Raw genomic sequence first — 13,221 nt, forward strand, 5'->3', positions numbered from 1 at the left:
CCGTGCCGTGCGGATACTGGCGCCCATGTTGGTGAAGATGCGCATGGAGACGCTCAAGGCGTTGACCGATAGCTGGCTGGCGCAGGACCTGGACGCCTGGACGCGGCACGTGCTGCGGCGGCACTTCGACCCTGACGACGGTTCCGCGTACTGGCTCAAGCAGCGCGGGGAGCTGGACTTCGATCCCCTGGAGATCACCCGTTACGACGAGCTGTCGGCCTTCGGCAACTTCGACCTGACGCTGCTGCGGGACCTCGACCCCGCCGACCTCGTGCCGCAGGCCGTGCCCCGGCCGCTCAACGGCAGGATCTTCGAGTCGGGCGGCACCACCGGCAGGCCCTGCCGCGTCCACTACACCGAGGCGATGGCTCTGCACTGGACGGCCTGGCACCACCGCAACCGGGTGGCCGCCGGCTTCCGGCCCGGCCGGGTCTGGCTGGACGCCGGCCCCAGCGGCCCGCACGTCGTCGGCCAGGAACTCGACCACATAGCGCAGCTGTTCGGCGCCACGGTGTACGCCATCGACATGGACCCCCGGTGGATCAAGACGCTGATCCGGGGCGGCCGCCTCGCCGAGATGCAGGAGTACGTCGACCACGTCACCCAGCAGATCGTCGACGTGCTGGACACCCGCCACGTCGACTACCTGCGCACCACCCCCGCCACCGTCCAGGCCCTGATCAACCACCGCCCCGACCTGGTGGCCCGCCTCTCGGGTGTCGCCCTCGGCGGCACGCAGCTGACCCCGGACGGCTACCGCAGGATCGCCGAGGCCATGCCGAACGGCATCATCGGCGCCATCTACGGCAACACCTTCGGCAACAACTACGGGCTGCCCTCGCCCGACGGCGGCGCCACCCTTCCCTACGTGCCGGGCTTCCCGCACACGACCACGGCCGTCGTCGACAGGAACGACCCGACCCGGACCGTGGAGTACGGCGAGGTGGGACAGGTGCGGCTGACCGTGCTCCAGGAGGACCTGTTCCTGCCCAACGTCCTCGAACGCGACCAGGCGATCCGCTACCGCACCGGGCCCGAATGGCCCTGCGACGGCGTCGCCAACGTACAGCCCCTGAAGGTCTCCGCCGACCGGCCCGAGGGCCTCTACTGAGCCTGAGCGGGGAAGGGCCCCGAGGCGGGGAGCGCGCCGGGGTGGGGAGTGCGCGGGCGCCCTCCCCACACCCGTGGTGTCAGGCCCGCCGCAGTCGGACGCCGTGCTCGAAGACGGCCGCGACGGCCTGCGGCACCGCGGCGGGGGAGTCGACGAAGACCGTAGGGAACGGGTACCGCAGCACGTTCATCACGGGCGACGGGCCCACCACGAGGGCGAGTTCGGTGTCGTGCAGCCGCATCTCCTCGTTCACGTGCACGAGGCTGATCGCCTTCACCACGTTGTCCGCGAACATCTCGCGCACCTCCTCCGCGGTGCGCAGCGTGCGCTGCTCCAGACAGGAGCAGAGCGGCAGCCGCGGATCGGCGAACGTGAGCGGGGCGACCTCGGCCCTGAGCAGCGACCGCGAGTGCTCCCGCAGCGGGCTGTGCACCGCGAGGTCCGCACCCTCGGTGACGTTGACCAGGCCCTCCGGCACCTCGGCGGCGAGCCTCTCCAGCGCGTCGCGGTATCCGCTGAGCATGGCGATCCGGACCTTGCCCTCGGCATCGCACCCGAAGTCGGCGCTGAGGAAGACCCCTTCGCGCCCGTCGCCGTAGTAGTGGTCGGGCTCGAAGTCCAGGCCCAGATAGCACGCGGCGAGACCTTCGGCCCGGTTCGCGTCGGGCCGCTCGGGGTTGTGGTCGGACGCCACCAGCAGCCGCATCAGGTCCTCGCGCGCCACGGAGCCGGCGACACAGCTGCCCACCAGTCCTCCGAGGCTGAGCCCCCCGACGACGTCCGGACGCAGCCCCTTCTCCACCAGGACGTCCTGGATGCCGAGCTGGGCGGCGGCCAGGCCGACGGAGACCGCCTGGATGCGCTCGGACTCGTCCTCGTACGCGCCGTTCTGGTACAGCAACGGCTCGACGTCCAGCCCCGTCCACCTGGACGCCTGGGCGAAGGAGTCGCGTACCGCCGGATACGCCTCGTAGAACTCGACGACACCGTCGGGTTCGTAGTGGAAGAGATTGGTTCCGAATATTGATGCCAGGGCCACGCTGTCACCTCGATAGGGGAAAGGACCTGCGGTCGACGCCGCGCCGGCCCCGAATGTGCTTGTTCCTGCGCGCTTTCGCAGGGGAATGGGCCGCGTGCGGTTCCCGTCCCGGTACCGGAACCCCGGATTTCAGGGTCGCTCGGCGTGCACCATGTAGTAGTGGTTCTCCTCCTCGGTGAGCGGAGCGCGCTCGGGAGTGACGTCGAACCCCGCCGTGCGGAGGATGTCGCACACCCGCTCCAACTGGCCGTCGAGATCGGCGACCTCGACGACCGCGCGCCTGACGCGCGGCCACTGTGAGGCGTCGACTCCGAGCAGTACGTCGGCCTCCGCGCCCTCCACGTCGACCTTGAGCAGATCGACGTCCCGGTCCTCCGGCAGGAACCCGGCGAGCCGCTCGACGTCGGCCGTCACGTTCCGCGCGTAGTAGATCTGGTCGACCAGTGCCTGGTCGACCTTCTCCGCCATCTGCGCCTTGGGCAGTTCCTTTATCTCCGGATACCGGGTGGAGTTCGCCGGCAGCATCGGGAAGAACGAGAAGGAGACATCCGACTCCCGCTCGCTGCCCAGGGCCTTCGTGTGCAGAGTGACGTCGTCGAGGCCGTGCAGTGCCACGTTCCTGTGGAAGAGCTCGACCGATTCCGGCATCGGCTCGAATGACACCACTTCGGCGTCCGGGTACCTGTTCTTTATGTACAGGGCGAACATGCCGATGTTTCCGCCGATATCGAATACCAGTGGCTTTTCGGGCAGGCGAAGCGTGTCGTAACATCCCTGCTCGAATATCTCGTCGTAGATGTACTGCGCTTCCAGCGTGCTCTGCGTGTAGACCGTCAGGGCGCCGTCGCCCAGTTCGACAAGCTCCGCCACAATCGCCCCTCAGACGCCCGAATGATGAATGGCTGAAGAATCCTAACCACCGGGAAGGTCCTGCCGGCGGCCGATTCGGATCGACTAGTAAAACCTCTAACCCCGTCGGACGACCGCGTTGGTACAGTGCCGGGCATGCCGTTCGGTTACCTGCTGGCGATCACGCTCGTCGCGTGGTGCACCTTCTTCGCCGTTGCCGCCCCGCGTGGCACCCCGGCGCTGGCCGCGATGAGCTTCCGTTTCGGCCTGGCGCTCAACGAACTGCCCTTCCTCGGTCTCTACTGGACCCTCGGTGCCACCCTCCTGGCTGCGGCGCAGGACGATCTGTCCTCGGCCGGCGGGCAGGTGGTGCTGGCCGTGGCCGCCGCGACGACTGCCGGGCTCGTGCTGTCCGTCCGGCGGTCCCTGCGCGCCCGACCGGTCCTGGAAGCCGCCCTGGGCGACGGTCTCGGAGTCGACTGGCGCCGCGATCTCGGTCCGGACACCGCGGCACGACTGCGCCGCAGACCGCCGCTCGGCCGGATTCTGTTCGGGCCCGTCCTCGTGCGCGGCGGAGACGTCGAGCACCTCCCGGACATCCCCTACGGAGACGCGGGCCCGCGCAATCTGCTCGATGTCTACCGACGGGGCGACATCACCGAGGGCGCCCCGGTCCTCGTCTACTTCCACGGCGGCGGCTTCCGCAGCGGCCGCAAGGACCGGGAGGCCCTCCCCCTGCTGTACCGGCTGGCCGGCCAGGGCTGGGTGTGCGTCAGCGCGAACTACCGCCTCAGCCCTCAGGCACGCTTCCCGGCCCCCCTCGTCGACGCCAAGAAGGTCATCGCCTGGGTACGGGAGCACGGCCGGACCTACGGCACGGACGGCTCAGCCCTGTTCGTCGCGGGCAGTTCGGCGGGCGGCCACATGTCCTGCATGGCGGCCCTGACGCCCAACGACCCGGCGTACCAGCCGGGTTTCGAGCAGGCGGACACCAGCGTGACCGCGGCCATCTCCCTCTACGGCTACCACGGCCCGGTCGCCGACGACGGTCGACGGCCGTCGTCGCCCGCGGACCACCTGCGCCCCGACGCGCCCCCTATCCTCCTGGCGCACGGCGACAAGGACACCCTCGTGCCGGTCGAGGACACCCGCACCTTCGCCCGCCGACTGGCCGACGCCTCGTCCGGGCCGGTCGTCTACGCGGAACTCCCCGGCGCTCAGCACTCCTTCGACCTGTTCCACTCGCTGCGCTTCGAGGCGGTCGTCGACGCCGTCGAGTCCTTCGCGGCCTGGGTGCTGGCGACTCGGAACAGCCCCCGCACGGACGCCCGTGACCTCTGAGCGCCCCGTCACACCGCCGCTGCCGCCAGGTCGAGCGCGGCGGCCCGAACGGCGTCGACGACCAGTTCGACGGACTCGTCCGGCAGGTGCGGACCGATGGGGAGGCTCAACACCTCACCGGCCAGCCGCTCCGTGCGCGGCAGACCCCCGTCGGGTTCGACACCCTGCCCCGCATAGGCCGGGGTGAGGTGGTTGGCCACCGGATAGTGCAGCAGGGTGTCCACGCCGGCCTCAGCCAGCCGGTCCCGCATCGCGGCACGGTGCGGGGTACGCAGCACGTACTGGTGCCAGACGTGTTCCGCCCAGGGAGCCACGTCCGGGGTGCGCAGACCGGGCAGCCCGGCGAAGGCCTCCGTGTAGCGCCCGGCCACGGCGCGGCGCCGCTCGTTCCAGCCGTCCAGGCGGGGCAGCTTCACCGCGAGCACGGCGGCCCGCATCTCGTCCAGGCGGGAGTTGGTTCCCTTCACCTCGTGCACGTACTTCTCCCGCGCCCCGTAGTTGCGCAGCAGTCTCAGCCGCTCGGCGAGGTCCGCGTCGCCCGTGACGACGGCGCCTCCGTCGCCGAGGGAGCCGAGGTTCTTGCCGGGGTAGAAGCTGAACGCGACGGCGTGGGCGCTGCCGACGCGGCGCCCCCGGTAGCGGGCGCCGTGCGCCTGTGCCGCGTCCTCCACCACGGCGAGGCCGTGCCGGCCGGCGAACCGGTTCACCGAGTCCAGGTCGACGGGATGACCGTAGAGGTGCACCGGCACCACCGCGCGGGTGCGCGGTGTCAGCACCGCCTCCAGGCGGTCCGTGTCGAGCAGGAACGAATCATCGCCCGGTTCCACCGGCACCGGACGGGCTCCGGTCGCCGAGACGGCCAGCCAGGTCGCGACGAAGGTGTGAGCGGGGACGATCACCTCGTCGCCCGGACCCACCCCCATCGCGGTCAGGGCCAGTTCCAGCGCCGCCAGGCCGCTACCGGTGGCCACGCAGTGCGAGTTCTCGCAGTACTCCGCGAACGCCCCCTCGAAAAAGTCGAGTTCGGGTCCCAGCAGATAGACACCCGAGCGGGCGACACGCAGCACGGCCGCGTCGATCTCCTCCTGTGTCCCGGTGGCCGCATGCAGCTCACGCAGGTCGTAGAAGGGGACCTTGTTCACGCCGGCCCCCGGCTCTCGCGCAGGAAGTCGCCGTACTCGCGGTAGTAGTCCGACTCGTCGTAGTGGTGCGACGCCAGGACCAGGCACACTCCCCCCGGCGTGAAGTCGCTGAGGGTCCGCCACACCATCGGGCCGACGTACAGCGCGGTCCCCGGGGAGTCCAGCCGGTGCTCGGCCTGCTGGAAACCGTCGTCGATGAGAATCGTGAAGCCGCCGCTGATCGCGATGAACAGCTGCTCCAGCTCGCGGTGTGCGTGGCCGCCCCGGGCGGAGCCGCTCGTCACGTCGTGCAGGTAGTAGACGCGCCGGATCGGGAACTCGACGGTCCGCTGCGTCTCGACTACCGAGATGAGACCGCGTTCGTCCTTGTGCTGCTCGAGATCGACGAGCCGACTGGGCCTGACCCTTCCGACGGGCGTCCCGGTGGTGTTCGCTGCCATCGCAGCCTCTCCTTGCTCCTGTCCGACGTGCTCTCCGGCACGGGCGATGCTGGTCGTTGTGCCGCTACCGCGTGGCCGCGGTCTCGGCGGGCCGGGCGTGCCAGAGCCCGGTCACCTCCTGTCCGTGGGCGACGGTCGCCTGGACGACGTCGCTGATGATGCCGACGTCGGCCGCGCTGACCCCCGGGCCGGTGGGAAGGGCGAGCAACTGCTCGCACAGCGACTCGGCGTGGGGCAGCCGGCCGGGGGAGTCGGCCGCGTACGGAGCGAGTTGGTGCATGGCCTGCGGGAAGTACGGCTGGGCCAGGATGTTCTCCGCGCGCAGTACGTCGAGCAGCAGGTCGCGGTGGAGGCCGGCGGCGGCCCGGTCCACGGTGATCATCATGTAGTGGTGGCTGTTGCGGTGCCGCTCGTCGTACTCCACCGGGCGCACACCGGGGATGCCGGAGAGCGCCGCCCGGTAGGTCTCGTAGTTGGCCCGGTTGTGGGCGATCGTGTCCTCCAGCCCGTCCAGCGAGGTGAGGCCCATCGCCGCCGCCGCCTCGTTGAGCTTGCCGTTGGTGCCCACCTCCTCGACGAGGCCGTCCTGGCCGAAGCCGAAGTTCCTTACCGCGCGCATCCGTTCGGCCAGTGCGTCGTCGTCGGTCACGATCGCCCCGCCCTCGAAGGAGTTGACGACCTTCGTGGCGTGGAAGCTGAAGACCTCCGCGTGGCCGAGACCGCCGATCGGCGTGCTGCCGTAGGTGCAGCCCAGGGCCGGCGCCGCGTCGAAGTACAGACGCAGCCCGTTGCTCTCGGTGATCTTCTCCAGGCGGCGGACGTCGCAGGCCTGACCCCACAGGTGGACGCCGATGACCGCACGGGTACGCGGGGTGATCAGCGCCTCCACCAGGTCGGGGTCGATCAGCCCGGTCACCGGGTCGACGTCGCAGACCACGGGGCGCAGACCGCGCCAGCGCACGGCGTGAGCGGTGGCGGGGAAGGTCAGTGCCGGGATGATCACCTCGTCGCCTGGCTCCCCGCCGGTGGCGGTGTCGCCCACCAGCATCTGAAGGGCCACGGTCGCGTTGCAGAGCGATACGCAGTGGCGGACGCCCGCGAGCTCCGCGACCCGGGTCTCGAACTCGTACATCAGGGGACCCATGTTGGACAGCCACTCGTTGTCCAGGACCCTCGTCATCCGCTCCAGGAACCGTTCGCGGTCACCCTGGTTCGGCCGGCCCACCCGGCGGTTCTGCAGGAATGCGGGCGACCCGCCGAAGAGTGCGAGGTCCCCCGTGCCGTTCTTCATCCCATGTCTCTCTCTGCCATGCGGGTCTGTTCAGACCCGTCTCCGGTACGCCTGAATGGCAAGCGGGGCGAAGACGACGGTCAGGACGGCGGTCCAGCCGAGCGTCCACCACACGTAGTCCCCGACCGGCCCGCCCGTCATCAACGCGCGCAGCGCGGACGCCTCGTAGGAGATCGGATTGATGTCGGCCCAGCCCTGGAGCCAGCCCGGCATGGTCTCGGTCTGCACGAAGATGTTGCTGCAGAACGTCAGCGGCACGAGCAGGACACCGCTGAACATGTGCACCGTGGTCGCGGACTTCGCCGCCAGGCCCACCAGCATCGACATCCAGGCCAGCCCCGTGCCGAAGAGCGTGGCCAGCAGCACGGCTCCCATCGTGGACCAGAACCCGGTACGGATGTCGAAGCCCTGTGCGGCCCCCACGACCAGCAGCATCAGCAGACCCGCCGTGACCCGCACCATGTTGCCGAGAAGGTGCCCCATCAGCGGTGCGATCCTCGCGATGGGCAGACTGCGCAGCCGGTCGAACACGCCGTTGGTGATGTCCTGGTGCAGCCCCGCGCCGGCGGCGAGCACGGAGGTGACCGACGACTGCACGAGGAGCCCCGGCAGGGCGTACTGCAGATACGACTCGGTGTCCCCGGAGATCGCGCCGCCGAAGACGTACACCAGCAGCGCGATCACCAGCAGGGGCTGCACGATGGCGAACCCGATGATCTCGCCCGGGTTCGCCTTCAGGTGCAGCAGGTTGCGTCCCGTCAGGGTCAGGCAGTGCCTGACCGTGGTCACGAGCCCCAGCCGGTGCCTCAGCGGTGGTTGGGCGATCGCGCTCATGCGCTGCTCCGTTCCGTCTCGTCCGCACGCGAGGTGCCCACGGCGTCATCGCCCGCGGACGTGTCGCGGGCCTCCTTGCCCCGGCGCCCCGTCAGCGACAGGAACACCTCGTCCAGACTCGGCCGGCGCAGCGCCAGCTCGGTGACCTCGATACCGGCGTCGTCCAGGCGGCGCAGCAGGGTGGCCGGCAGCGACGAGTCGTTGACCTGGGTGCGCAGCAGGTTGCCGTGGACGGTCGGCCGACTCCCGCCGAGCTCCTCCGCGATCCGAAGGGTGTCCTCGAGCCGGCCCACCTCGGCGGGCTGGATCTCCAGGGTCTGCTGGTCGATCTTGGTCTTCAGCTCCTCGGGGGTGCCGGTCGCGATGGCCACGCCCCCGTCGATCACCACGATGTCGTCGGCGAGCCGGTCGGCCTCGTCCATGTACTGCGTGGTCAGCAGCACCGTTGAGCCGCCGGTGACCAGACCGCGCACGATGTCCCACAGCTCGTACCGGCTCTCCGGGTCCAGCCCGGTGGTCGGCTCGTCGAGGTACAGCACCCGGGGCTCGCCCACCAGGCTGACCGCGAGGTCGAGCCGGCGCCGCATCCCGCCGGAGTAGGTCTGCGCCTTGCGCCCGGCGGCGTGGCCGAGCCCGAACCTCTCCAGCAGCTCGGCCGCCCGGCGCCTGGCACCGGACCTGCTGAAGCCCAGCAGCCGGGCCACCATGAAGATGTTCTGCGAGCCGGTCAGCTCCTGGTCGATGGCCGCGTACTGGCCGGTGAGGCCGATGATCCGGCGTACCTCGTGCGGGTGGCGCGTCACGTCGTAGCCGCAGACCTGGGCGGTGCCCCCGTCCGGCCGCATCAGCGAGGCCAGGATGCGCACCGCCGTCGTCTTGCCCGCGCCGTTGGGGCCGAGCACGCCGAGCACGGTCCCGGTGCGCGCGGCGAGGTCCAGCCCGCTGAGCGCGGCGACCTTCCCGAAGTTCTTGACGAGGCCTTCGGTCTCGATGGCGTACGTCATCGGGCGCCCGCGCTCTCGGGCGGGGCCGTGTTCCTCATGTGTTCTCCAGACGTAGGGATGGGGTCGTTCAGCCAGTCCTCGATCTGCCGCGCGGCCCGGGCCGGTCCGCCCGCGGACAACATGTCCATGCGCATCCGGGCGACCCGGCGCAGGATGTCCGGATCGCCGGCGACGGTCTCCACGGCGGTGCGTATCCGCTCGGCGGTGGCCTCCGCACCGGGTACCTCGACGCCCAGGCCGAGTTCGGTGATGCGCCCGCCGTTCACCCGGTCCTCCGGTGTGTACGTGATGAGGACCAGCGGCTTGCCGAAGGAGATCGCCTCCAGCATGGTGCTCATCCCGGAGTGGCACACCACGGCCGACACATGGGGGAGGACCGTGTTGAACGCCAGCCATTCGTGCATCTCCACATGCCCGGCCACCGTCCCGTCGGCGGGCAGGTTGCCCGGTCCGACCGTCACCACCAGATGCCAGCCGCCGTCCGCGAACGCCTCCCCGCAGGTGGCGAAGAACTCCGGGCGGTCGTTCACCTCGGTGCCGAGCGTGATCAGCGCGACCGGTCCGTCGCCGGGAGGCCGGGACCACGATCCCGTGCCGCTCCGGTCCGCGGGAAGGCTGTGCCCGGTGAAGGTGTACCGCTCGTCGAAGGTCTCGCCGAGCGGCTGCAGCTCCCGCGGCAGCAGCACGATGTTGCGGTCGTCGAAATTGGCCAGGAGCGGCCAGACGGCCTCCGGTTCCGCACCCTCGTCCGCCAGGTAGCGGGCCACCAGCTCGACGCACTTGTGGAGGTTCTCGCTCGCGCCGGAGAAGACCTCCATGTTCAGCGAGTAGTGGTCGTTGGTGGCGATGTACGGGAACAGCTGGGCGGTGCCCCTGTTCCAGCGCTTCGCGGCGACCCGCGCCGTGAAGAAGCTCTCCAGGTCGTACAGGAGCAGATCCGGCACGTCGTCGTCGAGAGCCTCGACGGTCCGCGGCAGGATCACCTCCATCGACTCCCGCAGGAACGAGAGCCCCAGGGCCCCGATCTCCTCCCCGGTGACGGTGCCGGACCCCGCGGCGAGCCGCCCGCGCCGCGAGGAGTAGCCGACCATCCTTGCCCCGGCGGCCTCCACCGGCCCCGCGAGGCGCTCGTCCAGGACGTAGGTGACCCGGTGTCCCTGCGAGATGAGCATCCGACTGAACTCGAGCGTCGGGTTGACGTGCCCGTACCCCGGGAAAACAAAGATCGCCACGTGCTTCGTGGTCATGACCCCTCCTCGTCCGGCACGGCGGACACGTTCGTCGTTCGGTGGGCCTCCGGACGCGATCCGGCGTGTACCAGCGGTCCCGTCATCGCAGGGCCGGCTCGCCGAGCCGCTCGTCGATGACCCGTATGACGTCCGCGGCGTGTTCGAGGAGGTAGAAGTGGCCGCCCGCGTACGTCTTCAGCTCGAACGGCCCGTCGGTGTGGTCGCGCCAGGCGTCGACCTCGTCGAGGGTCGCCTTCGGGTCGTTGTCGCCGACCAGCGCGGTGACCGGGCACCGCAGTCGCGGGCCGGGTGCGTACCGGTACCGCTCCGCCGCCCGGTAGTCGTTGCGGATGGCGGGAAGGACCATGCGCAGCAGTTCCTCGTCGCCGAACACCTGCTGGTCGGTCCCGCTGAGTCCGCGCAGCTCCTGGACCAGCCCGTCGTCGTCCCGCAGGTGGACCTGCTCGTCACGGTGCCGGGACGGCGCCCTGCGGCCCGAGGCGAACACCCGCAGCGGCACCCGCCGCTCCCGCTCCAGCCGGGAGGCCACCTCGAAGGCCAGAGTCGCGCCCATGCTGTGGCCGAACAGGGCGAAGGGCCGGTCCACGGAGGCCAGCACCGCCTCGCACACCTGGTCCGCCAGCGTGCCGAGATCATCGATCAGCGGCTCCTGCCGCCGGTCCTGACGCCCCGGGTACTGGACGGCCAGCACCTCGACGCGCGGGCTCAGCGCCTGGGCCACCGGCCGGTAGAAGGGCGCCGAGCCGCCCGCGTGCGGCAGGCAGATCAGCTGAACCGCCGCTCCGGCGCTCGGGAAATAGCGCCGGATCCACACATCGGAGTCGTTCATGTCGGCCTCTCTGGTCGCGAGCACGGCCGCAGGTGGGGAAGGGAGGTGTCGGCCGCAGGACTCCAGAGAAGTTCGCCGGGAGGCCCCGTGGCAGGTTCCGTGGTGGGGATCTGAGTGAACACCTAGATCGGTCCCTGCCCCGCTGGGCCAGTCACCACCGCCGTGGTCACCTGGTACGCGACGCAACGGGCCAGGCCCCGGTCGCACCGACCGGCGGGAGTGCCCCACCGATTGATGATCCGGGGGAGAAACCATGCCGCAGACCACCGGAGCCGGCGCTCTCCGCCGCCAGGACCTGCGTCTTGCCGAGCGGATCACCGAGTCGGCGCGCGCCACCGGCGGCGTCGCGACCGGGCCCGAGGAGTTCGAGAAGTGGTTCGCCGCCCGCAGCGCGGCCCAGGTCCACGAGGTCACCCGGATCCCGTTCTCCCAGCTGCGCAACTGGTCGTTCGCCGATGACACCGGCGCGCTCGTGCACGACAGCGGCCGCTTCTTCTCCGTGGCCGGGCTGAAGGTGGAGGTCGACGAGGGCCCCGTACGCGAGTGGGCGCAGCCGATCATCCTGCAACCCGAGATCGGGCTGCTCGGCATCGCCGTACGCGAGATCGGCGGCGTCCTGCACCTGCTGATGCAGGCCAAGGCCGAGCCGGGCAACCCGAACGGCGTGCAGCTGTCACCGACCGTGCAGGCCACCAAGAGCAACTACACGGGCGTGCACCAGGGCCGGACCGTGCCCTACGTCGAGCACTTCGCACGGGCGGAACCGCACAGCGTCATCGCCGACGTGCTCCAGTCCGAGCACGGCGCCTGGTTCTACCGCAAGCGCAACCGCAACATGGTCGTCGAGGTCGGGCCCGAGGTCGAGGCCGGCGAGGACTTCTGCTGGATGACGCTGGGCCAGGTGCAGGAGCAACTCCGCATCGACCACCGGGTGAACATGGACGCCCGTACGGTGCTGTCCTGCCTCCCCGGCCTCGACACCGGCGAGCGCGGCCTGCACACCGACACCGAACTCCTGAGCTGGATCACCAGCAATCAGGCCGTCCACGACGTGAACACCACGGTGGTCGGGCTGCGGAACCTGCCCGGCTGGCAGCAGACCGACTGGACCATCTCGCACGAGAAGGGCCTCTTCTTCAGCGTCAACGCGGTCGACATCGTCGCCAACAGCCGCGAAGTCGGCGGATGGACCCAGCCGTTGATCGAGCCGTACGGAATCGGGCTGATCGCCCTCTTCGTGAAGCGTTTCGACGGTGTGCCGCACGTCCTGCTGCGCGCCCGCATCGAACCCGGCTACATCGACGCCATCGAGCTCGCCCCGACCGTCCAGGGCACCCCCGAGAACCACGCCCACCTGCCCGGCCCCCTCCAGCAGCAGCTGCACGACCTGGAACGCCGCCAGTACACCGACCGCGTGCTGTTCGACGTGGAGATGTCGGAGGAGGGCGGCCGTTTCTACCACTCCCGCAGCCGCTACATGATCATCGAGGCGGGCGACGACCACCCCGAGGAGGAGCCGCCCGGCTTCCGGTGGGTGAGCCTTTCGCAGATCACGTGGCTGCTCCAGCACCGGCACTACCTCAATGTGCAGGCCCGCAGCCTCATCGCCTGTCTGCGCGCCTGCACCCTCTGACCGGTCGGGAGGCGCGGGCACCGGCGGTCCGCCCGTATCCCGGGTGCGTGATCGCGACGCGGCAGCGCGCCCCGTACCGACTCCACGAACGCACCGGCTCAACGACCGCATCGGCTTCACGACTGCATTGGCTCAACGACTGCATCGGCTTTCACATCGCATCGGCTTCACACCGCGAAACACAGAAGGGGCATCCCATGAGTGGAATCAGCGAGGAGACCGGCGAGCGCATGGTGGACGTCAGGTTGGTGGGCGGCCCGGACCACTTCCCGGACGACCGGCGGTCCATGCGCGTCGACATGGATGGCGCGCGGGAAAAGATCAAGATCAAGTACTGGGGTGGCTACCAGCATTTCGAGCCCTCCGCCGAGTCCGGTGACACCGACGGCACGCAGCCGAGGATCTACCACTGGACCGGCTTCACCAAGATCGCGGAGTAGACGGGAGCAACGCGCCCA

The 13,221-nt window shown here is 70.1% G+C and carries 13 protein-coding genes; 4 read left to right on the plus strand and 9 right to left on the minus strand.

Going from position 1 to position 13,221, the window contains the following annotated elements:
• The first annotated feature begins 25 nt into the window (after nt 1–25).
• On the plus strand, nt 26–1,111 hold the full coding sequence (locus tag AB0I83_RS05125; protein ID WP_356535964.1) for an arylcarboxylate reductase: 1,086 nt from the start codon (nt 26–28) through the stop codon (nt 1,109–1,111).
• A gap of 79 nt (nt 1,112–1,190) precedes the next feature.
• Here AB0I83_RS05125 and AB0I83_RS05130 read toward each other — a convergent pair whose 3' ends face one another.
• Nucleotides 1,191–2,150, minus strand: coding sequence for an acyltransferase domain-containing protein (locus AB0I83_RS05130; protein WP_363303654.1), 960 nt, complete (start codon nt 2,148–2,150; stop codon nt 1,191–1,193).
• A gap of 129 nt (nt 2,151–2,279) precedes the next feature.
• Nucleotides 2,280–3,020, minus strand: a complete 741-nt coding sequence (locus tag AB0I83_RS05135; RefSeq protein ID WP_363303655.1) for an FkbM family methyltransferase — start codon at nt 3,018–3,020, stop codon at nt 2,280–2,282.
• Nucleotides 3,021–3,155: 135 nt separating this feature from the next.
• Here AB0I83_RS05135 and AB0I83_RS05140 point away from each other — a divergent pair, with 135 nt between their 5' ends.
• On the plus strand, nt 3,156–4,340 hold the full coding sequence (locus AB0I83_RS05140) for an alpha/beta hydrolase (RefSeq protein WP_363303656.1): 1,185 nt from the start codon (nt 3,156–3,158) through the stop codon (nt 4,338–4,340).
• Between the two features lie 8 nt (nt 4,341–4,348).
• Here AB0I83_RS05140 and AB0I83_RS05145 read toward each other — a convergent pair whose 3' ends face one another.
• The 7 genes from AB0I83_RS05145 to AB0I83_RS05175 form a co-directional block, all read right to left on the minus strand.
• Nucleotides 4,349–5,482 (minus strand): DegT/DnrJ/EryC1/StrS family aminotransferase, encoded by a 1,134-nt coding sequence (locus AB0I83_RS05145; RefSeq protein WP_363303657.1) that lies wholly within the window; start codon nt 5,480–5,482, stop codon nt 4,349–4,351.
• Nucleotides 5,479–5,922 (minus strand): FdtA/QdtA family cupin domain-containing protein, encoded by a 444-nt coding sequence (locus tag AB0I83_RS05150; RefSeq protein WP_363303658.1) that lies wholly within the window; start codon nt 5,920–5,922, stop codon nt 5,479–5,481. Before AB0I83_RS05150 ends, AB0I83_RS05145 begins: the two co-directional genes overlap by 4 nt.
• A gap of 64 nt (nt 5,923–5,986) precedes the next feature.
• The gene (locus AB0I83_RS05155) at nt 5,987–7,213 is read right to left on the minus strand and encodes an aminotransferase class I/II-fold pyridoxal phosphate-dependent enzyme (RefSeq protein ID WP_363303659.1); all 1,227 of its coding nucleotides are present in this window, start codon (nt 7,211–7,213) and stop codon (nt 5,987–5,989) included.
• A gap of 30 nt (nt 7,214–7,243) precedes the next feature.
• Complete coding sequence (locus AB0I83_RS05160; RefSeq protein WP_363303660.1) at nt 7,244–8,047, minus strand: ABC transporter permease; 804 nt, start codon at nt 8,045–8,047, stop codon at nt 7,244–7,246.
• Nucleotides 8,044–9,051, minus strand: a complete 1,008-nt coding sequence (locus AB0I83_RS05165) for an ATP-binding cassette domain-containing protein (protein WP_363303661.1) — start codon at nt 9,049–9,051, stop codon at nt 8,044–8,046. Before AB0I83_RS05165 ends, AB0I83_RS05160 begins: the two co-directional genes overlap by 4 nt.
• A complete protein-coding gene (locus AB0I83_RS05170) occupies nt 9,048–10,298 on the minus strand; it encodes a macrolide family glycosyltransferase (protein ID WP_363303662.1) in 1,251 nt (416 codons plus the stop codon). The genes AB0I83_RS05165 and AB0I83_RS05170 overlap by 4 nt, the downstream gene beginning before the upstream one ends.
• Nucleotides 10,299–10,380: 82 nt before the next feature.
• On the minus strand, nt 10,381–11,130 hold the full coding sequence (locus AB0I83_RS05175; protein WP_356843641.1) for an alpha/beta fold hydrolase: 750 nt from the start codon (nt 11,128–11,130) through the stop codon (nt 10,381–10,383).
• A 253-nt stretch (nt 11,131–11,383) separates the two neighbouring features.
• Between AB0I83_RS05175 and AB0I83_RS05180 the strand changes: the two genes are divergently transcribed.
• The gene (locus AB0I83_RS05180) at nt 11,384–12,763 is read left to right on the plus strand and encodes an NDP-hexose 2,3-dehydratase family protein (RefSeq protein WP_356535953.1); all 1,380 of its coding nucleotides are present in this window, start codon (nt 11,384–11,386) and stop codon (nt 12,761–12,763) included.
• 197 nt (nt 12,764–12,960) lie between these two features.
• A complete protein-coding gene (locus AB0I83_RS05185; protein WP_356535952.1) occupies nt 12,961–13,203 on the plus strand; it encodes a DUF5988 family protein in 243 nt (80 codons plus the stop codon).
• Nucleotides 13,204–13,221 lie beyond the last annotated feature (18 nt).

This window comes from Streptomyces sp. NPDC049970 (assembly GCF_040660235.1).
In the GTDB taxonomy this organism is placed as follows: Bacteria; Actinomycetota; Actinomycetes; order Streptomycetales; family Streptomycetaceae; genus Streptomyces.